23 protein-coding genes and 3 tRNA genes are annotated in these 25764 nt (G+C 66.1%); 13 read left to right on the plus strand and 13 right to left on the minus strand.

The window, feature by feature from the left end:
- Positions 1 to 80: 80 nt before the first annotated feature.
- Positions 81 to 479, plus strand: a complete 399-nt coding sequence (locus ACN0V4_RS03940; RefSeq protein WP_417673226.1) for an HU family DNA-binding protein — start codon at positions 81 to 83, stop codon at positions 477 to 479.
- Between the two features lie 101 nt (positions 480 to 580).
- A tRNA-Val gene (locus ACN0V4_RS03945) sits at positions 581 to 655 on the plus strand.
- Positions 656 to 733: 78 nt separating this feature from the next.
- Here ACN0V4_RS03945 and ACN0V4_RS03950 read toward each other — a convergent pair.
- The gene (locus ACN0V4_RS03950) at positions 734 to 1672 is read right to left on the minus strand and encodes a cupin domain-containing protein (RefSeq protein ID WP_417673227.1); all 939 of its coding nucleotides are present in this window, start codon (positions 1670 to 1672) and stop codon (positions 734 to 736) included.
- 98 nt (positions 1673 to 1770) lie between these two features.
- On the opposite strand from ACN0V4_RS03950, the gene ACN0V4_RS03955 reads away from it, so the two are divergent.
- Positions 1771 to 2514 carry an SDR family oxidoreductase gene (locus tag ACN0V4_RS03955; RefSeq protein WP_417673228.1) on the plus strand — a complete coding sequence of 248 codons (744 nt, stop codon included), beginning with the start codon at positions 1771 to 1773 and terminating at the stop codon, positions 2512 to 2514.
- Between the two features lie 81 nt (positions 2515 to 2595).
- On the opposite strand, the gene amrB is transcribed toward ACN0V4_RS03955, so the two are convergent.
- Positions 2596 to 3963: an AmmeMemoRadiSam system protein B gene (amrB, locus tag ACN0V4_RS03960; protein WP_417673230.1), complete on the minus strand. Its 1368-nt coding sequence runs from the start codon at positions 3961 to 3963 to the stop codon at positions 2596 to 2598.
- Between the two features lie 84 nt (positions 3964 to 4047).
- On the opposite strand from amrB, the gene amrS reads away from it, so the two are divergent.
- On the plus strand, positions 4048 to 5112 hold the full coding sequence (gene amrS / locus ACN0V4_RS03965; protein ID WP_417673232.1) for an AmmeMemoRadiSam system radical SAM enzyme: 1065 nt from the start codon (positions 4048 to 4050) through the stop codon (positions 5110 to 5112).
- 123 nt (positions 5113 to 5235) lie between these two features.
- On the opposite strand, the gene ACN0V4_RS03970 is transcribed toward amrS, so the two are convergent.
- The 3 genes from ACN0V4_RS03970 to ACN0V4_RS03980 are packed head-to-tail and all read right to left on the minus strand — an operon-like array spanning position 5236 to position 8105.
- Positions 5236 to 6399 carry an MFS transporter gene (locus ACN0V4_RS03970; protein ID WP_417673234.1) on the minus strand — a complete coding sequence of 388 codons (1164 nt, stop codon included), beginning with the start codon at positions 6397 to 6399 and terminating at the stop codon, positions 5236 to 5238.
- 3 nt (positions 6400 to 6402) lie between these two features.
- Positions 6403 to 6912 carry a PaaI family thioesterase gene (locus ACN0V4_RS03975; RefSeq protein ID WP_417673236.1) on the minus strand — a complete coding sequence of 170 codons (510 nt, stop codon included), beginning with the start codon at positions 6910 to 6912 and terminating at the stop codon, positions 6403 to 6405.
- Positions 6909 to 8105, minus strand: coding sequence for an acetyl-CoA C-acyltransferase (locus ACN0V4_RS03980; RefSeq protein ID WP_417673238.1), 1197 nt, complete (start codon positions 8103 to 8105; stop codon positions 6909 to 6911). The genes ACN0V4_RS03975 and ACN0V4_RS03980 overlap by 4 nt, the downstream gene beginning before the upstream one ends.
- A 102-nt stretch (positions 8106 to 8207) precedes the next feature.
- Between ACN0V4_RS03980 and ACN0V4_RS03985 the strand changes: the two genes are divergently transcribed.
- The 5 genes from ACN0V4_RS03985 to ACN0V4_RS04005 all read left to right on the plus strand — a co-directional run bounded on the left by ACN0V4_RS03985 (position 8208) and on the right by ACN0V4_RS04005 (position 10384).
- Positions 8208 to 8768, plus strand: a complete 561-nt coding sequence (locus tag ACN0V4_RS03985) for a TetR/AcrR family transcriptional regulator (protein WP_417673240.1) — start codon at positions 8208 to 8210, stop codon at positions 8766 to 8768.
- 294 nt (positions 8769 to 9062) lie between these two features.
- Positions 9063 to 9139: transfer RNA gene (locus ACN0V4_RS03990), tRNA-Asp, on the plus strand.
- 52 nt (positions 9140 to 9191) lie between these two features.
- Positions 9192 to 9268 (plus strand) — tRNA-Asp (locus ACN0V4_RS03995).
- Positions 9269 to 9303: 35 nt separating this feature from the next.
- Positions 9304 to 9543 carry an RND transporter gene (locus tag ACN0V4_RS04000; protein WP_417673242.1) on the plus strand — a complete coding sequence of 80 codons (240 nt, stop codon included), beginning with the start codon at positions 9304 to 9306 and terminating at the stop codon, positions 9541 to 9543.
- 181 nt (positions 9544 to 9724) lie between these two features.
- Complete coding sequence (locus tag ACN0V4_RS04005) at positions 9725 to 10384, plus strand: hypothetical protein (RefSeq protein ID WP_417673244.1); 660 nt, start codon at positions 9725 to 9727, stop codon at positions 10382 to 10384.
- A gap of 63 nt (positions 10385 to 10447) precedes the next feature.
- On the opposite strand, the gene ACN0V4_RS04010 is transcribed toward ACN0V4_RS04005, so the two are convergent.
- The gene (locus ACN0V4_RS04010; RefSeq protein WP_417673246.1) at positions 10448 to 11842 is read right to left on the minus strand and encodes a dipeptidase; all 1395 of its coding nucleotides are present in this window, start codon (positions 11840 to 11842) and stop codon (positions 10448 to 10450) included.
- Positions 11843 to 12230: 388 nt separating this feature from the next.
- On the opposite strand from ACN0V4_RS04010, the gene hemA reads away from it, so the two are divergent.
- From hemA to ACN0V4_RS04030, 4 genes are all read left to right on the plus strand, one after another.
- Positions 12231 to 13454, plus strand: a complete 1224-nt coding sequence (gene hemA, locus ACN0V4_RS04015; protein ID WP_417673248.1) for a 5-aminolevulinate synthase — start codon at positions 12231 to 12233, stop codon at positions 13452 to 13454.
- 127 nt (positions 13455 to 13581) lie between these two features.
- Positions 13582 to 14772: a helix-turn-helix domain-containing protein gene (locus tag ACN0V4_RS04020; RefSeq protein WP_417673250.1), complete on the plus strand. Its 1191-nt coding sequence runs from the start codon at positions 13582 to 13584 to the stop codon at positions 14770 to 14772.
- 141 nt (positions 14773 to 14913) lie between these two features.
- Complete coding sequence (gene ispG / locus ACN0V4_RS04025; protein ID WP_417673252.1) at positions 14914 to 16038, plus strand: flavodoxin-dependent (E)-4-hydroxy-3-methylbut-2-enyl-diphosphate synthase; 1125 nt, start codon at positions 14914 to 14916, stop codon at positions 16036 to 16038.
- Positions 16039 to 16180: 142 nt separating this feature from the next.
- A complete protein-coding gene (locus tag ACN0V4_RS04030) occupies positions 16181 to 17245 on the plus strand; it encodes an Mrp/NBP35 family ATP-binding protein (RefSeq protein ID WP_417673254.1) in 1065 nt (354 codons plus the stop codon).
- Between the two features lie 53 nt (positions 17246 to 17298).
- On the opposite strand, the gene ACN0V4_RS04035 is transcribed toward ACN0V4_RS04030, so the two are convergent.
- The 7 genes from ACN0V4_RS04035 to ACN0V4_RS04065 form a co-directional block, all read right to left on the minus strand.
- The gene (locus tag ACN0V4_RS04035; RefSeq protein WP_417673256.1) at positions 17299 to 18459 is read right to left on the minus strand and encodes a calcium-binding protein; all 1161 of its coding nucleotides are present in this window, start codon (positions 18457 to 18459) and stop codon (positions 17299 to 17301) included.
- 146 nt (positions 18460 to 18605) lie between these two features.
- Positions 18606 to 20012: an exonuclease domain-containing protein gene (locus ACN0V4_RS04040; RefSeq protein ID WP_417673258.1), complete on the minus strand. Its 1407-nt coding sequence runs from the start codon at positions 20010 to 20012 to the stop codon at positions 18606 to 18608.
- Positions 20012 to 20536: a hypothetical protein gene (locus ACN0V4_RS04045; protein ID WP_417673260.1), complete on the minus strand. Its 525-nt coding sequence runs from the start codon at positions 20534 to 20536 to the stop codon at positions 20012 to 20014. Before ACN0V4_RS04045 ends, ACN0V4_RS04040 begins: the two co-directional genes overlap by 1 nt.
- Positions 20537 to 20654: 118 nt before the next feature.
- Positions 20655 to 22481 carry a DUF294 nucleotidyltransferase-like domain-containing protein gene (locus tag ACN0V4_RS04050; protein ID WP_417673264.1) on the minus strand — a complete coding sequence of 609 codons (1827 nt, stop codon included), beginning with the start codon at positions 22479 to 22481 and terminating at the stop codon, positions 20655 to 20657.
- A gap of 312 nt (positions 22482 to 22793) precedes the next feature.
- Positions 22794 to 24578 (minus strand): sodium:solute symporter family protein, encoded by a 1785-nt coding sequence (locus tag ACN0V4_RS04055; RefSeq protein ID WP_417673266.1) that lies wholly within the window; start codon positions 24576 to 24578, stop codon positions 22794 to 22796.
- 5 nt (positions 24579 to 24583) lie between these two features.
- A complete protein-coding gene (locus tag ACN0V4_RS04060) occupies positions 24584 to 24868 on the minus strand; it encodes a DUF4212 domain-containing protein (protein ID WP_417673268.1) in 285 nt (94 codons plus the stop codon).
- Positions 24869 to 25071: 203 nt separating this feature from the next.
- Positions 25072 to 25761, minus strand: a complete 690-nt coding sequence (locus tag ACN0V4_RS04065; protein WP_417673270.1) for an adenylate kinase — start codon at positions 25759 to 25761, stop codon at positions 25072 to 25074.
- Positions 25762 to 25764 lie beyond the last annotated feature (3 nt).

Below are 25764 nucleotides of genomic sequence, written 5' to 3' on the forward strand. Positions count from 1 at the left end.
AACGGCGGCTGGTGTTCGCTGTGGGCGAGGGCTAGACTCGCGTATAAGGCAAACAGCAGCTCATCAGACGGGGGGCAGGCATGGAAGAGACCAAGCAGACGATCAAGAAAAAGAAGGGAAAGGCCGGAGGCGAGACCCGCGCCGGTGGCGGTGCCGAGATGCCGGCAGGGCCGAAGCTTAAGGTGGCGAAAGCGCAGGGAGCGGCCGAGACCGATCTGCGGATGAAGGAGTTGCTCGACCGCGTGGTGGAGCGGACCCAGGCGAAGAAGGCCGATGCCAAGCCGGTGATCGAGGCGATGCTTGCCCTGCTGGGGGAAACCCTGGCCGAAGGGCGGGGCTTCAACCTGGCACCGCTCGGCAAGCTCAGCATCAACCGTACGGCCGAAAAGGGGCCGAACCGGGTAGTGGTGGCCAAGCTGCGCCAGAAACTGACCCCGGGAACCCAGGACACCGAGGACAGCGACGGCGCGCCGGACTGAGACGCCGATTTGGCAGTGGGCAGGGGATGAATTTTCCTGCCCACAAACTTGCGAATTGGGGGTTGCGCCCTCGGGAAAGCTTGTATAAATCCCACTCGCACGGGTGATTAGCTCAGTGGTAGAGCGCTTCGTTCACATCGAAGATGTCAGGAGTTCAAATCTCTTATCACCCACCATTTTCCCACTGAATTGCGATGCTCGGGCTTGAGATGGCCCTTGAGCGACAGTTCGGGAAACTAGCCGAAAGTTCCAATTCAGCTCCAGACCCGCGCCGCTTGGGCGGTGTCGCCTTGCCTCTCTGAAAGCTTCACGAACCGGCCAGGGGGCAGGCCGACATGGCGGCTGAAGGCGGTGCTGAAGGTGCTGGCAGAGCCATAGCCGATCCGGCTTGCGACCTCGTCCAGCGGCAGGCCGCTGCCGCGCAGCATGGTTTTTGCCACGGCCATGCGCCAGGACAGCAGATATTCCATCGGCCTGACTCCGACCAGGCGGGTGAAGCGGTCGAAAAAGGCCGAGCGGGACAGCCCGGCCTCCCGCGCCAGGGCCGCCACCGTCCATGACCGCTGTATCTGGTCGTGCATGCAGCGCAGGGCGGGCGCGATCCGCGGGTCTGCCAGACCGCGCAGCAGCCCTGGTTGTGCCTGTCCGGCCGGCGCGGCGCGCAACGCCTCGATCAGCAGGATTTCCACCAGTCGTTCAAGGATGAGATCACGGCCGATCTCCTCGCGCGCCGCCTCGGCGCCGAGCAGATGCACCAATTGGCTCAGCCGCGGGACGCCGCGTATATGGATCATGCGCGGCAGCAGAGCGACCAGCAGCCCGGCATCGGGAGAGGCGAAGGCGAACCAGCCGCCGAACTGCCGCATGTCCGGTGGCCCGTCCTGCCGGCCATAGCGGACCTCGCGGTCTGGCGGCGGCGCACTCCTCGGGTCGATCCGCACCGCCGGAGCGGGATCGAGGCCGGACATGGTGAAGGCGGGCGTCGCCGGCAGCAGGACGAAATCCCCGGCTTCGAGCAGAACCTCCGCCTCGCCCTCGACGGCCAGGCGGCAGTGGCCCTCGGTCACCGCGCAAAAGCCGGGCTCGCCAAATGCGCCATAGCGCACCGCCCAGCGGCCGGCGCCGCTGATCCCTTTCGAGACCACGGCGCGGGGCCGCAAGATCCGGATCACTTGGGTCAGGGGATCGGGCATTCAGGACTTTCGCAAACAAAATACGGACTTCGGATTGATGATAGTCTTGATTTTGCCCGATAGAACCGTCTGGTCAACAGCAAACTCAGGAGTCCCCCATGACCACCGTCCTCATCACCGGCTGCTCGTCCGGCTACGGGCTGGAGACTGCCCGTCACTTCCATGCCCGGGGCTGGAGCGTCATCGCCACCATGCGCGGCCCGCGCAACGATCTTCTCCCGGTCTCTGACCGCATCCGGATCCTGCCGCTCGACGTCACCCGGGCGGACAGCATCGCCGAAGCGATCGCCGCCGCCGGGCCGATCGACGTCCTGGTCAACAACGCCGGCATCGGTGTTGTCGGCGCGTTTGAGGCGACGCCGATGGCACATGTCCGAAAGGTTTTCGAAACCAATACCTTCGGGGTGATGGCAATGACGCAGGCGGTGATTCCGCAGATGCGGGCGCGGCGTTCCGGGGTGATCGTCAACGTCACCTCGAGCGTGACGCTGGCGCCGATGCCACTGGCCGCCGCCTATACCGCCAGCAAACAGGCGATTGAGGGGTTCACCGGGTCCCTCGCGCATGAGCTGGGCGCTTTCGGTCTGCGCGCCCGGCTGGTCGAACCCGGCTATGCCCCAACCACGCGGTTCGCCGAGAATACCGACATCCCGGTCATGGAGCTGGTGCCCGAGGCCTATGCGGATTTCGCCGGGTCGATCTTTGCAGGCTACGCCAACCCGACGCTGACCACGCGGGAAAGCGACGTGGCCGAGGCGGTCTGGCTGGCCGCCAACGATCCGTCGGATCGGCTGCGCTATCCCGCCGGGGCGGATGCGGTCGCGCTTGCCTCGGTCGGCTGATCGGGGCAGGCGGGGCGGCGATCGGCCCGACGGGCAAAGGATCGCTGCCCCGGATCATCGCGTCGGACCTGGCCCCGGGGCTCAGGCCGCCAGGTCGGCTTCGCCGAAGCTCTCCACCCGGAACCGCTGAAGGCTGGTATCCTTCGCCCAGGAGTGCCGTGGCAGCCCGGCCTTGAGTTTCAGCGCCTCGAGGAAGGCCCGCGGCTCGGGCAGGCTGTCCCAGACCGCCGGCAGGAAGACTCCGCGATGCCCGCCGGAGGAGAGGATCAGCCCGTCAAGCCCGGGAGCGACCTGCGCCAGCGCCTCCTGTTCATTGCGGAAATGCAGCGGCTGCGCCTTGCTGAGCACGGCGATCTTGATCCGCAGATCGGGCAGCAGCCCGGCGGTGACCGGGGCGAAGCGCGGATCGCGGAAGGCGGCGGAGATCGCATTGTCCGCGACATCCTCCGCCAGGGCCCGATGCGCCCGGATCGTCCCGATGCAGCCGCGCAGGTCGCCGTTCAGGGTCAGGGTCACGAAGCTGGCCGCCTGCGTCTGCAGCGGCGTGGCGGCGCGCTCAGGCGCGGGGGGCTGCGCTTGGTCCGGCGTCAGCCGGGCGGTGATCGCCCCGCGCGCGAGGTCGAGCAGCGCGGCCTGGGCGCGCGGTGGCAGCATCGCGGCGTCGATCGGATAGAAGGCCCAGGCACCATAGCCGACGACGCGGGAGCGATCGCCGCTGGCCTCGGCGCTGTCGCCGATGCCGAGCCGCAGCGCCTTGCAGCCCTGTCCGCTTCGCGACATCAGCCAGCCCTGCAGCCCCTTGGCGCCGCAGGCATGATAGGGGGTCAGCCGATCTGCCTGGCCGGTCTCCAGCAGATGGGCGGTTTCGGCGTCCTTCTCGCGCGCTTCGGCCTGGGTCAGGAAATGGCTGAGATCGGAGGACAGCACCACCAGCGTCCCGGGTGCCTCAAGCGCGTCGATCGCCGCGGCGACCTGTTCGGCCGGCACCTCGCCGCAGACCAGGGGGACGATGCGGGCCCCGGGCCAGAGGCTGCGGATGAAGGGGAGCTGGGTTTCGATGCCGTGTTCATTGTCATGGGCGGCGTCTTCCTCATGGGCGAGCCCGGCCTGGGCCAGCCCGTCGCAGGCGGCCCGGTCGATGGTCAGGGGACCAAGCGGGGTCGAGAACACCTGCTGCGATGGGAAGGCGATCCCATGGAACCAGTAGCGGTGCGAGGGGGAGACGATGACGATCCGTTCGGGCGTCCAGGTCACCGCCCCGAAGGAGAGCCCGGCGAAGCGCCCGGAATAGAGATAGCCCGCATGTGGCGCCACGATGGCGCGCGGCGCCGCCATCCCCGCCGGCGCGGCGAGTGCTGCGGCATGTAGATAGGCCTCGACCTCGGTGGCGAGCTGTTTCGGATCGGCGGGGAAAAACATTCCGCTGAAATGGCAAATGCGTTCGGACATTGTTCACCTGATGTTCTCGTGCCCCTGGTGTCGGGGCCTTTGCATCCTATATGGGATGTGATCACAAAAAATGGAGAGGTCATCTTGGAGACTGCGCGTTTTTGGTCATCCCGGCCCGAGGATGGGCGGCTTGTCTGCGAGCTTTGCCCGCGCTTCTGCGCGCTGCAACCGGGTCAGCGCGGCATGTGCTTCGTGCGCAAGCGCGAGGGCCAGCGCATCGTGCTGGACACCTACAACCGCTCGTCGGGCTTCTGCATCGACCCGATCGAGAAGAAGCCGTTGAACCACTTCCTGCCCGGCACCCCGGTGCTGAGCTTCGGCACCGCGGGCTGCAACCTGGCCTGCAAGTTCTGCCAGAACCACGAGATATCCAAAAGCCGCGAGACCGACAGCCTGACCGATTACGCCACGCCCGAGATGATCGCCGAGGCGGCGGAACGGGCCGGGGTGGCCTCGGTCGCCTATACCTACAACGATCCGGTGATCTTCCACGAATATGCGGTCGATATCGCCCAGGCCTGCCATGACAGGGGCATCCGCAGCGTGGCGGTGACCGCCGGTTACATCACGCCGAAACCGCGGGCGGAGTTCTTTGCCCATATGGACGCGGCGAATATCGACCTGAAGGGCTTCACCGAGGCGTTCTATCAAAAGCTCACCGCCTCGCATCTGGCGCCGGTGCTGGAGACCATCGAATATGCGGTGAAGGAAACCCCCTGCTGGGTCGAGTTGACCACGCTGCTGATCCCCGGCTGGAACGACAGCGACCGCGAGCTGACCGAGATGTCGGAATGGGTGGTCGACCGGCTGGGGCCGGAGGTGCCGCTGCATTTCTCGGCCTTCCATCCCGATCACCGGATGCCCGATGTGCCGGCGACGCCGCAGGCGACGCTGCTGCGCGCCCGCGATATCGCCAAGGCCGCCGGGGTGCATCACGTCTATGTCGGCAATACCCATCACAAGGACGGGCAGTCGAGCTATTGCTCGGGCTGTGGGGCGTTGCTGATCGGTCGGGACTGGTATCGGCTGTCGGATTGGAACCTGACCGAGGATGGTCATTGCCAGAGCTGCGGCACCGCCTTTCCCGGGGTGATCGACGGTGCGCCGGGGGACTGGGGGCGCAAGCGGCAGGTGCTGCGGATCGGCTGACCGCCGGCTCAAGGGCCGGTTTGGCCGGCCGCGCGGAAATCGAACGCGCGACCGACCGGGAGGAGGGGAGGCCGGGATCGGCCGCCCCTTTTCGTGAGCCTCGGCAAGGTGGGGCGGGCTGTCTCAGGCCTTTGTGGCGGAGAGGCCGCGCTGCGCGCCGCGGGCGGTGGCCAGCGCCAGTGCCACCCCGGGCAGGATCAGCATCAGGCCGATCAGCGGTGTGGCGCCCAGCCCCCAGCCTTGGAAGGCGGCGGCGCCGATCAGGATGCCGAGCCCCTGGCCGAGATAGATCATCGAGCCATTGAGCGAGAAGGCCAGCGTCGCGCCGCTGCCGGCAAGCTCGGCCAGGCGGGATTGCACCAGCGTGCCGGTGGCCGCCTGCGCCGCCGGTCCGGTGGCGACGCTGAGGATCATCGCCGCCAGGCTGAGCGCGGTTGCCGCGCCGGTCATCAGCGGGGACACCAGAATGCCGAGCGAGACCAGCAGCATCGCGAAGGGCAGGAGCAGCGCATAGCGGTGGCCACGGGCCGCAAGGGCTGCGCCGAGCCGCACGCCGAACAGGCTGCTGAAGCCGATCAGGCACTGGATCGCCGCGATGCCGCTGCCGGAAAAGCCGGTGGTCGCCCGGATCACCGGTCCGATCAGCCCGGCGACGCAGAACAGCGTGGCCGAGGCGATCAGCGTGACCCCGAGATAGGGCAGCACGCGCGCATTCAGACCGGCCGCCGCCGGGGTGATGCCAAGCCGCGCCCGATCCGGCACGAAGGCCCAGACCAGCAGGAGGGCAATCGCACAGATCGCGGCGGTGGCGATGAAGCTGGCCGGCCAGCCATAGCTGAGGCCCGCGATCGAGCCGATCGGGATGCCGAGGATCATCGCCAGCGGGATGCCGGCGTAGACGGTGGAAATCGCCTTGGGCCGCGCCGCCGCCGTCGCGGCCGAGGCGGCAAGCGTGGTCGCCAGTGGAAAGGCCAGCGCGCCGATGCCGCCGACCAGCAACCTGAGCAGGAAGAGGCTGCGGAAATCCGCGGCCAGGGCCGAGGCGGCGTTCAGCACCGTCAACGTCAGCAAGACCGCCAGCAGCAGCCGGCGCGGCGGCAGTCGCCGGGTCAGATGCGCCAGCAGCGGGCCGCAAAAGGCGCAGGCGATGGCAAAGGCCGATTGCAGCGTCGCCACCGCCGCGACCGAAACCCCAAGCGCCTCTGCCATCGGTTGCAGCACCCCCGAGAAGACGAAGGCCCCGGTGGTGAAGGCGAAGGGACAGAAGAGAAGGGCGATCAGATACATGTCTCAGCCCGCCGTGCGAATGAAACAGGTGGTGGTGCCGGTGGCGAGAATCCGGCCCTGGCTGTCCTCGACCCAGCCCGAGGCGGTGGCGGTGTTGCGGCCGCGGCTCTGCACCTCGGCGCAGCAGCGGACCTGGCCGGTGTTCGGCAGGATGGGGCGGATGAACTTCACCTCGGTCCCCAGAGAGGCATAGGTCTCGCCCCGGTTCAGCGTGGTCTGCACCGCGCATCCCAGCGCGGAATCGAGCAGCGTCATGGTCCAGCCGCCATGCACCAGCCCCATCGGGTTCAGATAGCGCGCCGCCGGATTGCCGAGAAAGACGATACGACCCTCGCCGAGTTCATGGACCCACTGGCGCATGACCTCGACCATCGGTGGGGCGGGAAAGCGCTGTTCGATGATTGCCTGCATCTGTTCCAGGCCGGTCATGGTGGCCGCCTCGCGCGGGTCGGCCAGGCCGAAGGCCAGTTCGGGCATCGGCACTTCGGTGGGAATCGGGGTCTGTTCGGTCATGCTGCAATCTCCAGGGCAATGGCCGTCGCCTCGCCGCCGCCGATGCAGAGGCAGGCGATGCCGCGTTTCAGCCCACGCGCGCGCAGCGCGTGGATCAGGGTGACGATGATGCGGGCGCCGGTGGCGCCGATCGGATGGCCAAGCGCGCAGGCGCCGCCATTGACGTTCAGCCTGTCGCGCGGGATGCCGATCTCCTTGGCGGCGGCCATGGCAACGACGGCAAAGGCCTCGTTGATCTCGAAGAGATCGACATCCTCGGCCCGCCAGCCGAGCTGATCCAGCAGTTTGCGGATCGCCGGGATCGGTGCGGTGGTGAACCAGGCGGGTTCCTGCGAATGGGTGGCATGGCCGAGGAGGCGGGCAAGGATCGGCAGGCCGGATTGCTTCGCCGTGCTCTGGCGCGTCAGCACCAGCGCCGCCGCACCGTCGGCATTGGCCGAGGCGCTGGCGGCGGTGATGGTGCCGCCCTCGCCGAAGGCGCTGCGCAGGGTCGGGATCTTGTCGGCGTTGATCTGTTCGGGGCGTTCGTCGCGGGCGACGAGGGTTTCGCCCTTGCGGGTCATCACCGTGACCGGCGCGCATTCGCCGTCGAACTGGCCCGAGGCGACGGCGCCCTGCGCGCGTTCCAATGTCTCGATCGCATAGGTGTCCTGATCGGCGCGGCTGAACTGGTAAAGTTCGGCCGTGGCCTCGCCGAAGGCGCCCATCGGCCGGCCGCGGTCATAGGCATCCTCCAGCCCGTCGTTCATCATGTGGTCGAGAACCTCGGCGCTGCCGGCCTTGTGACCCCGGCGCATGTCGCCCAGCAGGAAGGGGGCGTTCGACATCGATTCCATGCCGCCCGCGACGACGATGCCGGCACTGCCCGAGCGGATCAGATCGTGGCCCAGCATAACCGCCTTCATCCCCGACCCGCAGACCTTGTTGAGCGTGGTGGCGCCGACCGCATCGGGCAGCCCGGCCGCTCGTGCCGCCTGCCGCGCCGGCGCCTGGCCAAGCCCCGCAGGCAGCACGCAGCCCATCAGCACCTCGGACACGGACGCGGGGGCCACATCGGCCGCTTGCAGGGCGGCGCGGATCGCGGTGGCGCCCAACCGTGGCGCCGGCACTGACGACAGCGCCCCCATGAAGGCGCCGAGCGGGGTGCGTGCGGCCCCGGCGATGATGATCGGATCTGGGTCTGTGATGGTCATCTGACTCCCTCCAAGAGTTCCATTTAGAGTATGATCATACTCCAACTTGTCAATCGAAAGATTATGACTATAATTCAAATGGTCAGATCAGGAGGCTGTGGCATGAGGATGAGCCGACAGGACGCGGCGAAGAATCGCGAGCGGGTGCTCAGGACCGCCGGCGAGATGTTTCGCAGGGACGGGTATGACGGCACCGGCATCGCGGCGTTGATGAAGGCTTCGGGGATGACCAACGGCGCCTTCTACAAGCAGTTCGACAGCAAGGAGGCGCTGATCGCCGAGGCGACGGCGCAGGCCTTGGCCGAGAATGCGGAGGCTTGGAGCAAGGTGCTGGCCGGGGCCGAGGGCGATCCGCTGACCGCCATCGCGCAATGGTATCTGTCCGATCTGCATCTGGAGCATCGGGGCAAGGGCTGTACCTATGCGACCCTGGCGGCCGAGGCGCCGCGCCACGAGGGGGCGGTTCGCAAGGCCTTTGACGATGGTCTGCGCCACACAGTGGAAATCATCGCGGGGCTGGAGCATAGCGGCGACGCGCAGCGCGACGAGACCGCCGCCCTGCGGTATCTGAGCCGGCTGGTCGGTGCCTTGATCCTGGCCCGGGCGGCTGAGGATCCCGATTTGTCACGGCACATTCTGGAGGCCAATCGCGACCCGGACTGAGGCGTTGGCGCGGTGATTGGGGGGGGCCGGTCCGCCTTGTCTGCAAATCGCAAAGCGCCCGCCCGACGGCTATGATCTGGGCTGATCCCGCCCGGTTCCAGGCGACCTATTGAAGCTTCAGGCCGCGCTCCCGACCTTTTGTCGGGGCGCGGTTTTCGCGTTTCTCCGCGCGGGGTTGCAGGTGTCCTGAGGGGGCATCGAAAAAACCGGAAAAAATGCACAAAGGCCGCTTGACGGGGCAGGGGGAGCACCATAATACAGCGCAACGTTCCGGGGCGACCCGGACGGCAGCGAGCGGTTGTAGCTCAGTTGGTTAGAGTACCGGCCTGTCACGCCGGGGGTCGCGGGTTCGAGCCCCGTCAACCGCGCCATCGCTGCCCAAGCCCCGGTCCGGGGTAAAACGGACCAGATGAAAGTCGATGCGCGGTTGTAGCTCAGTTGGTTAGAGTACCGGCCTGTCACGCCGGGGGTCGCGGGTTCGAGCCCCGTCAACCGCGCCACTTTCATCCCTCCCGAACCGGAGAACTGACCCGCCATGGGGCCTCTGCTTGACAAAGTTTCGTGGGAAATCGCGCTGATCGCGGCGCTGACCCTTGGTCTTGCCCCGTTTTTTCCCGAACCGCATATCTGGGAAAAGCTGAAGATGCTGGCTGGCGGCACATTGCATCGTCCCATCGACATCTTCGATCTGGTCCTGCATGGGGCGCCCTGGCTGCTGCTGCTTGCCAAGCTGGGCCGCTGGGTGCTGAAGCTTCGGTCGGACGGCGGTTCTTGACAGCTTAGCGACAATTGGGGGACCCTGGGCGACACTCTGCCTCCCGGTGTCGCCTCTTACGGCTGACGGACCGGGCTCTGGAAGGAGCCGAATAGTGACTCAGCCATCCCTCGTCGTGCGGGGAAAGCGAGAAGTCTTGGCCCTTATGGGTTTGATTCTTCGTGATTCTGTCGCCGTCCGCATGTTTCTGCTTCTGTTGGCCACGACGCTCACCATGATCGTCCTCTATGTGGTCGCCGGCTTCTGGGATGAACAATCGGCCCTGGCGCATGTGATCCGGCACAACTTCGATCTCGGGCTCGACGACGTCTTTGCCGAGGATTTCAACCACGGTCTGTCCTTTCTGGTCGCGGCGCTGATGCTGATGAGTTTCCTCGAAATTCGTTCGCGCGCGCTGCTGTTCCTGGCAGTGCTTTACGGATTCATCTGGTTCGACGATTCGGCGCAGTATCACGAGCGTGCCGGCGGCAAGATCGGCGCGGCGCTGCATATTCCGATCTCGCATGGTCTTGGTCCGCAGGAATACGGCGAACTGCTGGCCTGGGGGATCGCGGGGCTTGGCGTCGGGGTCGTCTTTCTCTGGTCGTGGCGGGGGCGACGGCCTGGCGATCTGGGCGCGCTGTTTCCCTTCTTCATGTGCTTCGTGCTGCTGGTGATCTGCGCCGTGGTCGTGGACATGCTGCATGTCGTCCTGCCGCCGAGCTTCAGCGAATTGGCCGGGGTCATCGAGGACGGCGGCGAAATGGTGGCGATCACCGCCAGCGCCGGTCTTGCGATCGGCCTGTCCCGACATGCGCGGGACTATTATCGCGCGATGTCAGAGCCTTCGATCGAGAGGTGAGGGGGGGCATGAAAACGGCGCGCCGCTGCGGACGCGCCGGTGTGGTGTCGCGATGATGTCGGCTCAGGCGGTCTTGGTCAGCGCCGCCAGCACCCGCGCCCAGGAGCGGATGCCCTTGTGGAAGCTCTTCACATCGTATTTCTCGTTCGGGCTGTGGATGGCGTCGTCATCATTGGCGAAACCGATCAGCATCGAATCGAGATCGAGGATCTTCTTGAAGAAGCCCGCGATCGGGATCGAGCCGCCCATGCCGGTAAAGACCGCCTCGCGCTCCCATTCGTCGGAGAGTGCGCCGCGGGCGGCCTCGAACTCCGGCCGGGAGATGTCCATCACCGGCGCGCGGGAGCCTTCCATGTCATTGTCCCAGGTGACCTTGGCGTCGGTCGACAGCCGCGCCTCCACATGCTTGCGGATCTTCACGCGCAGGGCGTCCGGGTCCATGTCGCCGACCAGCCGGCAGGTGATCTTGCAATGGGCCTCCGACGGAATCACGGTCTTGGAGCCGGCGCCGTTATAGCCACCCCAGAGCCCGTTGATCTCCAGCGTCGGGCGGGCCCATTGCTGTTCCAGCGTCGAATAGGCCTTTTCGCCATGGGCTTCGGTGAAGCCGACCGAGCTGAGGTAGTCCTCTTCATCGAAGCCGCAGGTCTTCCACTGGCGCAGCTGGTCCTCCGGCACCTCATGGACGCCTTCATAGAAGCCTTCCACCGCGACGCGGCCGGTATCCTCGTCATAGAAGGAGGCAATGATGCGGGAGATTTCGCGCAGCGGATTCAGCGCCGGGCCGCCGTAATGGCCGGAATGCAGGTCGATGCGCGGGCCGGTGATGGTGAATTCGTCCTTCAGCATGCCGCGCAGCTGCGAGGCGATCGAGGGCACGCCGCGCGATACCATCGAGGTGTCGCAGATCAGCGCCAGATCGGCCTTCAGCTCTTCCGCGTTGGCCTGCATGAAGGGGATCAGTGAGGGGGAGCCGGACTCTTCCTCACCCTCGAAGAAGAAGGTGATGCGGCAGGGCAGGGTGCCGTTAATCTCCTTCCAGGCGCGGCAGGCCTCGACGAAGGTCATGAGCTGTCCCTTGTCGTCGGAGGAACCGCGGCCGCGGATCACCGGGCCATTGGCGGTCTCTTCGATCTGCGGCTCGAACGGCGGCGTGTGCCAGAGGGTGAGCGGATCGACCGGCTGCACGTCGTAATGGCCGTAGAACAGCAGATGCGGCACACCCTCGGCCGCCTCGCCGATATGCCCCACCACCATCGGATGCCCGGGGGTGGGGCGTTTCTCGGCGTCGATCCCCAGCGCTTTCAGATCGGCGACCAGCCAATCGGCGGCCTTGTCGCACTCGGCCTTATAGGCCGGGTCGGTCGAGATCGAGGGAATCCGCAGAAACTCCATCAACCGGTCGGTGGCCTGGGGCAGATCGGCATCGATTCGTGCGAGCACGGCGTCGAGGGACATGGAAGCTCTCCTGGAAGTGGTTTGATCGGCGCGAGACTAGCACCGCGCGCCGGGGTGTCCAGCTTGGGCGGGGGATTCAGCGCCGGCGTGCCGTCGGGATGTCGCGGATCGGGGCGGGTCGGGGCGGCAACCGTCCAGGGCGGGGCCGTTGGCGGCGCGCAAATCCGGCGTCGGTGGCGCAGATCGCGCCGCAACCGCAGGACGATCCCGGTCTCGTGTCTTGACTCAGGTCAAGGAAAGGACGTAGCGGCAAAATGTAGCCTATAAAAACGGCAGCTCGCCCCCTATAACAGCTTCATTCGGAGGGGAGGAGCCGCCGAGAGCCGCAGGTCTGGAGCCGATTCTGCGGACCGGAGGCCGGAACGCCAAAAAGCGAAGAGGAAGGCGCGTGGATTATAACGCTCAACTGGATCTCGCGATCGACCGTCTGCACCAAGAGGGCCGGTATCGGACTTTCATCGACATCGAACGCAAGCAGGGTCAATTCCCGCATGCGGTCTGGCGCAAGCCCGACGGGACCGAGCAGCCGATCACCGTCTGGTGCGGCAACGATTATCTGGGCATGGGGCAGCATCCCGTCGTCCTCGCCGCGATGCACGAGGCGATCGACGCCACCGGCGCCGGGTCGGGCGGCACCCGCAACATTTCCGGCACCACCGTCTATCACAAGCGGCTTGAGGCCGAATTGGCCGATCTGCATGGCAAGGAGGGCGCTCTGGTCTTCTCCTCGGCCTATATCGCCAATGACGCGACGCTGAGCACGCTGCAGAAGCTGTTCCCGGGTCTGATCACCTATTCGGACGAGCTGAACCACGCCTCGATGATCGAGGGGATCAAGCGCAATGGCGGTTCCAAGCGGATCTTCCGCCACAACGACCTGGCCCATCTGCGCGACCTGCTGGCGGCCGATGATCCGGCGGCGCCCAAGCTGATCGCCTTCGAATCCGTCTATTCGATGGATGGCGATTTCGGGCCGATCCGCGAACTTTGCGACCTGGCGGACGAGTTCAACGCGCTGACCTATCTCGACGAGGTGCACGCGGTGGGCATGTACGGCCCCCGCGGCGGCGGCGTGTCCGAGCGCGACGGGCTGGCGCATCGGATCGACATCATCAACGGCACGCTGGGCAAGGCCTTCGGCGTCTTTGGCGGCTATATCGCGGCCTCGGACAGGATGTGCGACGCCATCCGCTCCTATGCGCCGGGCTTCATCTTTACCACCTCGATTCCGCCGGCGGTGGCGGCGGGGGCGGCGGCCTCGATCGCCCATCTGAAAACCGATCAGGCGCTGCGCGACAAGCATCAGGAACAGGCCAGGATCCTCAAACTGCGGCTCAAGGGGCTGGGTCTGCCGATCATCGACCACGGGAGCCATATCGTGCCGGTGGTGGTGGGTGATCCGGTGCACACCAAGATGCTGAGCGATATGCTGCTCGAACGCTATGGGATCTACGTCCAGCCGATCAACTTTCCCACCGTGCCGCGCGGCACCGAACGGCTGCGGTTCACGCCTTCGCCGGTGCATGGACGGGACGAGATTAACCAGCTTGTTCAGGCCATGGATGAACTTTGGTCCCATTGTGCGCTGAATCGTGCCGAACTGGCGGGATGAACGCTGCCTTCTGTGCAATCGGCTTGCGGTATGGTAGCTTTCCCTTAACAACAAACACAGGCGAATCTGGCAGGCGATTCCACTGTGTGACTTGGAATTTCGCGGCAGGCGGCACGGGGCGGCAGGGATGATTGGGCGCAAGCTTCAGCGCAAATCTGAGGAAGATCAGGCTGTCGAACTGAAAGGTTTCGACGATTTCGAGGTCCGTCTCGGTGACATGATGCGCGGGGAACGCGCCACCTTGGGGAAATCCCTGCTTGATGTGCAGCGTGAGCTGCGCATCAAGGCCAATTACATCGCCGCGATCGAGAATACCGACCCCTCCGCCTTTGACACCCCCGGTTTCATCGCCGGCTATGTGCGGTCCTATGCGCGCTATCTGAACATGAACCCGGATCTCGCCTATGAGGCCTTCTGCCGCGAAAGCGGCTTCAGCGTCGCGCATGGTATGTCGGCGCGGGCCTCGGGGGTGAAACCTGCCCGGATCGAGAAGAAGGCCGCCCAGGGCGCTGACCGTGATCCCTTCACCGCGCCCAGCACGCCTTTCATTCCGGAACGCGAGGGGTTCCTCAGCCGGATCGAACCGCGGGCCGTGGGCTCGTCGCTCGTGCTTCTCGCCCTGATCGCCGGCATCGGCTATGGCGGCTGGAGCGTCCTGAAAGAGGTGCAGCAGGTGCAGGTCGCGCCGGTCGAACAGGTGCCGATGGTGCTTTCCGATCTCGATCCGCTGCAGGGGGCTGCCGTCAATGGAACCTCGGAATCCGGGGTGAGTTCGCCGAGCGCCGAGGCACTCGATCGGCTCTATCGGCCGCAGGCGCTGGATGTGCCGGTGCTGATGGCCCGCGACGCGCCGATCTCCACCCTCGATCCGCACAGCGTCGGAACCCTGGCGGCCGCGGAATCGCCGCTTCTGCAGATGGCTTCCGCAACACCCTCCCGCCCGGACGAGGTGGTGCCGCAGGTGGTCGAACAGGCGGCGCCCAGTTTGACCATGGTGGCCGTGCGCCCCTCTTGGGTGCGGGTACGCGCCGCCGACGGCTCGGTGATCTTCGAAGGCATCATGGAAAGCGGTCAGACCTATCGGATCCCCGCCACCGAGGAGCCGCCGACCCTGCGGGCGGGCGAATCCGGGGCGATCTATTTCGCGGTCAACGGCAAGCATTACGGGCCGGTGGGGGAACGTGGTGTGGTGACCTCGAAACTGCCGTTGTCGATTGACGCGGTGACCCAGCGCTATCAGGTTGCCGATCTGAAGCAGGACCGCGACCTGGCCCGCATGGTGGCCGAGGCGCAGACTGTCCAGACCCAGGGCCAATAACCGCCGTAGCGCAACGCCGGGGCGACGAGGTTTCGCGCCGCCGGATGGGGCCGGATGTCGCTGATCGCCGAAGCGCCATTGCGGATGGGGCGCGACCGGCCTATTTAGCGGGCAACGGACACCAGCAAGCGGACCGCCGTCATGTCGCTGAACCAGGTGCGCCCCTGGCGCAACATCTATCGTCGCAAATCTCGTCAGATCATGGTGGGCAATGTCCCCGTGGGGGGCGACGCGCCGATTTCGGTGCAGACCATGACCAATACGCTGACCACCGATGTCTTCGCCACCGTGGCGCAGGTGCAGGCGGCGGCGGATGCGGGCGCCGATATCGTCCGCGTTTCGGTCCCGGACGAGGCTTCGGCGCGTGCATTGAAGGAGATCGTCGCCGAAAGCCCGGTGCCGATTGTCGCCGACATCCATTTCCATTACCGCCGCGGCATCGAGGCGGCCGAGGCGGGCGCCGCCTGCCTGCGCATCAACCCGGGCAATATCGGCAGCCCCGAGCGGGTGCGCGAGGTGATCAAGGCGGCCAAGGATCACGGCTGTTCGATCCGCATCGGCGTCAACGCCGGCTCGCTTGAGAAACATCTGCTCGAGAAATACGGCGAACCTTGCCCCGAGGCGATGGTCGAATCCGGGCTGGAACATATCCGCATCCTCGAGGACAACGATTTCCACGACTTCAAGATCAGCGTGAAGGCCTCGGACGTATTCCTGGCCGCCGCCGCCTATCAGGGCATCGCCGAGGCGACCGATGCGCCGATCCACCTGGGCATTACCGAGGCCGGCGGGCTGATGTCGGGCACGATCAAATCCGCCATCGGCCTGGGCAATCTGCTGTGGATGGGGATCGGCGACACGATCCGCGTCAGCCTGTCCGCCGATCCGGTGGAAGAGGTCAAGGTCGGCTACGAGATCCTGAAATCGCTGGGCCTGCGGCATCGCGGCGTCAACATCATCTCTTGCCCCTCCTGCGCGCGGCAGGGGTTTGATGTGATCAAGACCGTGGAAATCCTGGAAAAGCGGCTGGAGCACATCAAGACGCCGATGTCGCTGTCGATCATCGGCTGCGTCGTCAACGGCCCGGGCGAGGCGCTGATGACCGATGTGGGCTTCACCGGCGGCGGCGCAGGCTCCGGCATGGTCTATCTGGCCGGCAAGGCCAGCCACAAGATGTCGAACGACCAGATGATCGACCATATCGTGCTCGAAGTTGAAAAGCGCGCCGCGGTGATCGAGGCCGAGGCGCCGGAAGCCGCCGAATAACCGGCTGGTCTTTTCCGTCAAAAGACATATCTGCAATTGAGCTTTGCGCTTTCGCCGGGGCCGGAGGGCTGGCGGCGACTGGTCCTCTGGGGCAGAAAGGGCGCGACAGCCAGAGACCGAGCCAGAAGAGGGGCGCCCGCCGATGACCACCCGCGAAGCCGTATTGGAAGAGCTGAAGCAGATCACCGATCCCGCCAGCGGTCAGGATATCGTCAGCGCCGGCGTGGTGCGCGCCCTGACCGTCGAGGGCGGGCAGGTCCGCTTCGTGATGGAGATCGACCCCAAGATGGCCGAGCGGATGGAAACCGTCCGCGCGCTGGCCGAAGAACGGCTGCGCCGCCTGCCGGGGGTCGAGAAAACCTCGGTCATGCTGACCGCCCATGCCGACAAGGCGCCGCCCGATCTGAAGCCTGCGGCGAAGCCCAAGCCCGCCGGTCCGCAGCGGGTGCCGGGCGTCAAGCATGTCATCGCCATCGCCTCGGGCAAGGGCGGCGTCGGCAAGTCGACCGTCGCCGCCAACCTCGCCGTGGCGCTGGCCGCCGAGGGCAAGAGGGTGGGGCTGCTCGATGCCGATATCTACGGCCCCTCGCAGCCGCGCATGATGGGGGTGAGCAAGCGGCCGGGCAGCCCGGACGGCAAGATCATCATCCCGCTGCAGGCCCATGGCGTCACCATGATGTCGATCGGTCTGATGCTGAAGGATGAAACTCAGGCGGTGGTCTGGCGCGGTCCGATGCTGATGGGGGCGCTGCAACAGTTGATGATGCAGGTCGAATGGGGCGAACTCGACGTGCTGCTGATCGACCTGCCGCCGGGCACCGGCGACGTGCAGCTGACGCTGGGCCAGAAGTTCGTGGTCGATGGCGCCATCATCGTCAGCACGCCGCAGGACGTGGCCCTGTTGGACGCGCGCAAGGGCATCGACATGTTCCGCCAGCTCAAGACCCCGATCCTGGGCATGATCGAGAATATGTCGACCCATATCTGTTCGAACTGCGGGCACGAGGAACATGTCTTCGGTCACGGCGGCGTCGCGGCCGAGGCCGAGAAACTCGGCGTGCCACTGCTGGCGGAAATCCCGTTGCACCTTGATATCAGGCTGGCAGCCGACGGCGGCACCCCGATCACCGCCGCCCAACCCGACAGCCCCCAGGCCGCGGCCTTCCGCACGGTGGCCCGAGAGCTGATCGGGCAGGGGCTGGTCTGAATTCAACCGCCGGGTGGAACGTAAAGCTCCATCCGGCTTTTTTGTGCTGGTGGCTACCAGTGGAGCCGGCCGACTATGGAGATGGTATCTTCAAGCTCGGAAACCAGAACGTTCTGGATCGTTATCGTACTTATCCCCAACTCACTCGTGATCAGAACGTCCGTATCTATTTGGGTCAGGGTGATAGGGTTATACCGGCTGTGGAGGCGGATGTTGTCCTCGGTGGGATCGAAGTCCGTGATGACGTAGTCGCCATGACCATGACCGCGGGCTTTCCGGAACCAGGGGAAGAGGAATTCATCCGCTCCGTCTCCGCCAGTCAGGATGTCGTCGCCATATTGGCCCACCAGCGTGTCATCGCCGTCTCCGCCGATCAATTCATCCCGCCCGGCGCCGCCGTCGAGGATATCGTTGCCGTCGCCGCCGCTCAGGAGGTCTCGGCCGTCGTCTCCCAGCAATCTGTCATTGCCCGAATCACCGAACAATCTGTCGTTTCCGGCCCTGCCTGACAGCTTGTCGTCGCCCGTTCCTCCGTGCAGCTTGTCACGCTGTATCCCTCCGGAAAGCTCGTCATCCCCAGCGCCTCCTTTCAGCAGATTCCGGCCGGCCCCGGACCTAAGGATATCGTCGCCGTTCCCGCCGATCAGGACGTCGTTGCCGTCGCCTGTTGACAATTGGTCATTCCCTTCGCCGCCCAGCAGCGTGTCGTTTCCCGACCCGGCTTTAAGTATGTCGTCCCCGCCAAGGCCACGGAGGATTTTGTCGCCGTCATCTCCATCAATACGGTCGGCCTGAGGGCTGCCGGTGACATCGTCATTACCGTCACCGATCTTGATGTGGAGCGCATTGCTGGCGGCGACAATCACGTCGTCACCATCCAAAAGCTCGCTCAGAAAAGGTGTCACGTCGCTCATCATGGTAAGCCAGAGTTTGGCTGCATCCTCGGATAAATCCGGAATGGAGAGTTCTGTGTATCCTTCGACGCTGAAGGTGATCGAGGTCACTGTTCCTTTCAGCGTTCCGAGCCCTCCGTAGATGAAATCCCCTTCCAAAATGACGTCATATGTGGCGCCCGCCAGAAAGCTCAGACGTGCGCTGATGGTCGTGGCGTCCGCAAAAACGGCGCCATCGAGAGCACGGGGGCTGTCCAAGGTCAGTCCGAGATAGGCGCCGGATATGGTTTCGGGAAGCTCGTAAAACGTTAAGGTCGTCATGGGGAACTCTTCGGTTTGCTGAACTAATCAATGACAATGTGCGTCGAACGATGCCCGCGAATTTCATCTTTTGGTAGATTTTCAGTTTTGAGTGTTCCCGTATAGGTATCTTGAATGGAAAAGGCTGATTGGCGATTTTTTGCCCCTCAATTCAAATCCTCGAGCAATCGGCCATAGCGGCGGGTTTCCTCCAGCACCGCGCCCAGCGTCTCAAGCCCCTGCGCCTTCAGTATCGGCAGCATGCGGCACAGAACCTCTGCCGTGGCGCGCGCATCGCCCAGGGCGGTGTGGCGGCGCTCTGCCGGCAGGACGACGCCGAGGCGCAGGCAGATCGCATCGAGCGTATGGCTCTCGGACGTGCCGAAGAGCACGGCGGAGAGCAGCACGGTGTCGAGGATCGGATTGTCCCAAACCAGCCCGCTCTGCTTGGCCTGTCGGCGCAGAAAGGCCATGTCGAAGGGCGCGTTATGCGCCACGATCACCGCGCCGGTGGCGAAGCGGTTGAAGCTGGCGGCAACGCGGTCGATCCCCGGGGCGCCCGCCACCATCGCATCGGTGATCCCGTGCACCCGGGTCGATCCCGGCGGGATCGGCCGGCCGGGATCGACCAATTGGTCGATCTCCTCGCCCGGAAGAATACGGCCGCGCAGCACCCGCACCGCGCCCAATTGCACGATCTCGTCCTTATGCGGCAGCAACCCGGTGGTTTCGGTGTCGAAGACGACATAGGCCAGATCCTCCAGCCGCCGCGCCTCCATCGCCAGATCATGCGGCTGATCCAGCAGGGCGAAGTCATAGACCAGCGGCCGCGCCGCCTCGGGGCCGATCTCTGCCGTGCTGTCGTCGAGGATCAGCAGATAGCCCGGCGCATCGCCCAGCGGTTTCATCCGGGCGCTATAGCGTTGCGCCCCGTCGGAGCCGCTGGCAACCAGCGCCACCTCGCGCCCGGTCTTCACCAGCCGGGCATAGGCCGCCTCCACCGCCGCCCGATCGAGGTAGTCGAAGAGGGAGGCGTTGAGCCGCGGATGCGCCACCTGTGCCAGCATGCCGGCGGCCTGCCCGTCATAAAGGACGATCCGATGCGCCGGGGTGAGCAGCACGGTGGCGATGGGCACCTCGGTCAGCAGCGCGGCCAGCCGGGTCTTTTCGGCCTCGAGCCGGGCGGTCTCTGCCGCTACCGTCCCGGCGGTCGCCAGCGTGCTGGCCGATAGCTGCCCCGCCATGGCTGCCGCCGCAGGGCCCAGATCGCCCAGATAGCGCACCCCATGCAGGTCGAGATCGGTCTCCACCCCGGCATGGGCCCGGCCACGCAACTGCGCCGCCAGCCGCTCGATCGGCCGCGCCACATTCTCGTCGAACAGGAGCCAGATACCGGCCGACAGCGCACAAAGCCCCAAGGCCGCAATCAGCCCGGCGATGACAAAGCCGTCAAAGACCTCGGGCCGCCCGCTTCGCGCATAGCCGGCCCAAAGCCCCAGCGCCGTCACCGCGCTGCCGCCCAGGGCCAGCAGGCAGAAGAACAGAAAGACCCGCAGCCGCAGTCCCTGGCGCATCACGCGCCCCCGGTGCAGAGCGCCGCCATCAGCGGATCATCCATCCCCGTCACCTGCCAGACCGCGCCGGAGATCTCGCCATCCGGGCCGAAATCCGCCTCGTTCCCCAAAAGCGCCTGCCGCTCGCCGGGGCAATCGACCGCGACGGTGATCCATTTCGGCGCCGTCCAGCGGGCAAACAGATAGAGATCGGCCAGATAGAGACCGGGCCGCGACGGGTTCTGCCGCAGGGTGCCGCGATCCAGCGCGATGAAGCGTTCGGTGATCGGCACCACATAGGTCCAGGGCCGCCAGCCCTGGCGCTGGCGCACCTGCTCGATCACCTCCACCCCTTCGGGCAGGGCGGCGGCGCTGCGCCCGTACCAGCTGTATTCGCTGGTCAGGGTGACCGTGATCATCGCGATGCCCGCCGCGGCCGGCACCAGCCAGCCGGGCAGCCGGCCACGGCTCAGCCGCCGTAGCAACAGCATGACGCCGCCGGTGGCGATCCCCGCCACGATCACCGCGATCAGTTCCAGTATCATGTGGTCTTCCCTTCCTTCGTCCCCCGGGCGGCGCCCGTGCGTTCCGCTCTGCCCAAATACTCCCGCCGGAGGCTCTCGCCGTCCAGCCCCGTCATCAGGGGGGCGAGGGGCCTCCGGCTCAGCTCAGCATCCCCTTGCCCTGACCCAAGGCCGATTGCAGCGTCTTGACCACCACGAAGGCGTCGCGCAGGTGGCTGCGCTCGAAATCCGACAGATCGGCCGGAGAGAGGTAATTGTCGGGGCGCCCGCCGGCGCGGATCTGCGCCGCCTGATGTGCCAGCCGGGTCTCGGCGATCAGGTCATAGGCGTCCAGCAGATCGCGGCCGCCCGATCCGCTCAAGAGACCCGCCGCCGTCGCCGCCTCCAGCCGCGCCCGGGTGCCGACCGGGGTCAATTGCCCCTGCAGCGCATAAATCCGCCCCAGATCGACCACCGGCACCACCCCGGCGTGCTTCATGTCGATCGTGTTGCGATGCTCGCCAGAACGGATCGTCGCCAACCCTCTGAGGAGCCCGAGCGGTGGCGTGTGTTTCAGGGAATTCGCGATCATATGGGCGACGAAGATCGAGTTCGTCGCGGCCGCCCTCAGGGTCTCCGCCTGCAGCCCGTCGAAGAGCCTCTGATCGCCGCCGATCGGGCGCAGATCGAACATGACCGAAGCCAGCATCTGCGCCTCGGGGTCGGGGCGGGCGATCCAGCCCGCGAAATACTGCCGCCAGGTCCGCAGCGGCTGGCACCAGCGCGGGTTGGTCGCCATCATCTCGCCCGGGCAATAGAAATATCCGCAGGCATCGAGCCCGTCGCTGACGAAAGCCGCCAGATCGGCGAAATAGCCGGTCTTCTGCTCTTCGCTCACCTCATCGCTCAGGATCAGGCAATTGTCCTGATCGCTCACCCCGGTCTGCTCCTGCCGTCCCTGGCTGCCGCAGGCGAGCCAGAGATAGGGCACCGGGGGCGGGCCGAACGTCACCTCGGCCAGCGCCAGCAGACGGCGGGTGGCGGTATCGGCCAGATCGGTGATCAGCCGGGTGGTGACCTCGTGCCGGGTGCCGCCGGCGACCAGTTGCCCCAGCAGGCGCGGGATGCGGGCGGTGGTACGGGCCATCTCTGCGCCGCTCTCGGCGCGGGCGAGAGTGGCGACCAATTCGGCCGAGCTGAGTGCCTGCACCCGGGTCAGATCGGTCTGAGTGACGATGCCGATCAGCCGGCCGGCCTCGATGATCGGCACATGGCCGATGCGGTGCTCCATCATCAGATGCAGCACGTCGGCGCCGATGGCGGTGGGCGGCAGGCTCAGCGGATCGGCGGTCATGATCTCGGCTACCGGGGTGTCGGGGGTGCGCCCCTCGGCCAGCAGGCGCGCCAGATCGCGCAAGGTCAGGATGCCGGTCAGCCGGCCGCCGTCCTCGGTGACGCAAAGGCAGGAGATATGCGCCTCTCGCATCAGCCGGGCGGCCTCGGCAACGCTGGCCTCGGCCCGGCAGGTGCGGGGGGAGGGCGCCATGAAGCTGTCGATCCGGGCCGAGGCGAGATCGGTCCCGGGGCGCGGGGCAGGGCGGCGGCGGTCGAAGAACCGGGCGAAGCGGGGTTCCTCCCGCATCAGCCGGTCGAACTCGGCACGTGGCAGCAGCAGCAAGAGCGTCGGCGCGGTGGCATGGGCGGAGGTCGCCGCCAGCCCGTCGCGGATCAGCCCGCGTTCACCGAAGGAATTGCGCGGCCCCAGCAGCGACAGGGGAATGCCATTGTCGTCGCAGACCTCCACCTCGCCGTGATGCAGCACATAGAGCCCCTCCAACCGATCGCCGATCCGGTAGACGGAGGCGCCCGGGGCAAGTTCGATCAGCCGGAACCGGGGGGCAAGCTCTTCCAGCCGTTCGGCACCGAAGCTGTCATAGGGGTGCACCGAGGCGAGGAAGCGGATCAGGTCGGTATGGGACAGGGGCATGGGCAATCGTCGCGTGAGGGCGGTGTCTGGAATTCACGTTTCCCGGGGCGTGTCAGTCCCGGATCGCGCCCGACCGGCCGCCCCCTCGGGGCCGGCGCGATCCTCGGCGCACGAATTCCACTGTGTCAGCAAGCCCGCCGCAAGAGAAGACATTGCCGCGTCGCGTGAGGGCTGGCTGGACGCTCAGACCACGCCCCGGGGAGCCCGGAGCGTGGAGGAGAGGAGGCCGACGCAACCCGCGGGGGAAGTGCGGGCTGCGTCGGCTGGTGTACACGCGCCCCGGAAGGGACAGCCGGAGCGCGCGCAGAGGGATCAGTGATCCTGCGCCGCGCCCGCACCGCGCGGAATGCGCACGCTTTCGACCAGATCCTTGATCTCTTGCGGGGTCTCCTTGGTCATGCCGGCGACGGCATAGGCGACCGCGAAGTTGATCAGCGCGCCCACCGCCCCGAAGGAGGTCGACTTGATCGGCCCCAGCAGCGGCTTGGCGTCGGTGAAGCTGTTGGTGCCCGGCACGAAGAACCAGCCCTTGTGCAGGAAGATATAGATCAGCGTCACCACCAGGCCGGTGATCATCCCGGCCACGGCGCCAGCGTTGTTGATGCGGGTCGAGAAGATGCCCATCATCAGCGCCGGGAAGATCGAGGCAGCGGCAAGGCCGAAGGCCAGGGCCACGGTCTGGGCGGCGAAGCCCGGCGGGTTCAGACCCAGCCAGGTCGCCACCGCGATGGCCACGGCCATGGCGATCCGGGCCGACAGAAGTTCGCCCTTCTCGCTGATATTGGGGGTGAACTGACCCTTCATCAGATCGTGGCTCACCGCCGAGGAGATCGCCAGCAGCAGACCGGCGGCGGTGGAGAGCGCCGCGGCAAGACCGCCGGCGGCCACCAGGCCGATCACCCAGCCGGGCAGGTTGGCGATTTCCGGGTTGGCCAGAACCAGGATGTCGCGGTTGAAGTTGGTCAACTCGTTCCCCTTCCAGCCGGCGGCGTCCGCCTTGGCCTTCATCTCGGGGCTCGCGTCATTGTAATACTGGATCAGACCATCGCCGTTCTTGTCTTCCCAGCCGAGCATGTTGGTTTTCCGCCAGGTCTCCATCCAGGCGTATTTCGGATCGGTCTCGATCTGCTGGATCGACACCGCGTCGCCCTTGGTGCCATTGGGCCACATCATGTCGGTGATGTTGAGCCGCGCCATCGCGCCCACCGCGGGCGCGGTCAGGTACAGCAGCGCGATGAAGACCAGCGCCCAGCCCGCCGACCAGCGCGCATCGGCGACGCGCGGCACGGTGAAGAAGCGCATGATGACATGCGGCAGGCCGGCGGTGCCGATCATCAGCGACAGGGTGAACAGCACCATGTCGAGCGTATTGCCCTGTTGCTTGGTATATTCGGCAAAGCCCAGGTCGTGCACGATCTGGTCGAGCTTGGCCAGAAGCGGCTCGCCGCTGGCGACATGGTCGCCGAAGAGACCCAGCGCCGGGACCGGGTTGCCGGTGAGCTGCAGCGAGATGAAGATCGCCGGGATGGTATAGGCGAAGATCAGCACGACATATTGCGCCACCTGGGTATAGGTCACCCCCTTCATGCCGCCGAAGACCGCATAGGCGAAGACCACCACGGCGCCGATCAGCAGGCCGGTGGTGTTCGACACTTCGAGGAAGCGGCCGAAGGCCACGCCGACGCCGGTCATCTGGCCGATCACGTAGGTCACTGAGGCGATGATCAGGCAGATCACCGCCACCATGCGCGCGGTCTTGGAATAGAAGCGGTCGCCGATGAACTCGGACACGGTGAACTTGCCGAACTTGCGCAGATAGGGCGCGAGCAGCAGCGCCAGCAGCACATAGCCGCCGGTCCAGCCCATCAGATAGGCCGAGGTGTCATAGCCGCCGAAGGCCAGCAGCCCGGCCATCGAGATGAAGGAGGCCGCCGACATCCAGTCGGCTGCCGTGGCCATGCCGTTCATGACCGGGTGAACGCCCCGGCCGGCGGCATAGAATTCCGATGTGGAGCCGGCCCGGGCCCAGATCGCGATGCCGATATAGAGCGCGAAGGAGGCGCCGACGAAAAGCAGGTTGATGGTAAACTGATCCATGGCGCTCACTCCTCGTCCACGCCGAATTCACGGTCGAGGTTGTTCATCCGCCAGGCGTAGAAGAAGATCAGCGCCAGAAAGACCAGGATCGACCCCTGCTGGGCGAACCAGAAGCCCAGATCGGTGCCGCCCACCGCGATCCCCGACAGCATCGGGCGCAGCACGATGCCGAAGCCGAACGAGCAGAGCGCCCAGATCACCAGGCTGATCAGAATGATGCGCAGGTTGACCTGCCAATAGGCCTTGCCGGCCCCCGGCCCTTGGGCCGAGCCTTGTGTTTTATCCGCCATTGCGGTTCCTCCTTGCTTCCTCCTGGGCGCCGGTCCCCGCTGTTGGACGGGAGGGCCGGACAGCCGCTCACATTTGCCGCCGGTCATGCCGGCAGGCATACCTCCCTCGGTCCGCCGGGGCGGGTCCTTTGGAAAATCTCGATGTTCGGGTCGTCTGGTCTTGCGGTGCGGGGCCCCGCGATCGGGGCCCCGGTGGTGCGATCTCAGGCCGTGGCGGCGGTGACGATGCGCGCCAGCTCCTCGGCGATGGTGTCGATCTGCCCCATGGCGTCGATGGATTGCAGCACGCCCTTGTCGCCGTAATAAGCGATCAGCGGCGCGGTCTGGGCATGATAGGCCTCAAGCCGGCTGGCGACGGTTTCCGCCTTGTCGTCGGCGCGGCGCTTCATCTCGGTGCCGCCGCATTTGTCGCAGACCCCGGCCACGGCGGGGGTCTTGAAACTGTCGTGATAGCCCTCGCCGCAGGTGCCGCAGGTGTAGCGGCCGGAAATCCGCTCGACCATGGCGCCGTCGTCGACTTCGAGGCTGACGGCAGCGTTGATCTTCTGGTCGCTCTCGGCCAGCAGATCGTCCAGCGCCTCGGCCTGCACGGTGGTGCGCGGGAAGCCGTCGAGGATCACGCCCCGGGCGCAATCGGGCTCGGCGATGCGGTCGCGCAGGATGGCGATGACGATCTCGTCGCTGACCAGTTGGCCGGCCTCCATCACCGCCTTGGCGGCAAGGCCAGCCTCGGTTCCGGCGGCGACGGCGGCGCGCAGCAGATCGCCGGTCGACAATTGCACCAGGCCGAATTTCTCTTCCAGCATGCGGGCCTGGGTGCCCTTCCCGGCGCCCGGAGGGCCGAGAAGGATCAGAACGGCGGGGGCGGTGGTCACTTGGGTGGCTCCGTCCATCGG

The organism is Pseudodonghicola sp. (genome assembly GCF_048268305.1).
In the GTDB taxonomy this organism is placed as follows: Bacteria; Pseudomonadota; Alphaproteobacteria; order Rhodobacterales; family Rhodobacteraceae; genus Pseudodonghicola.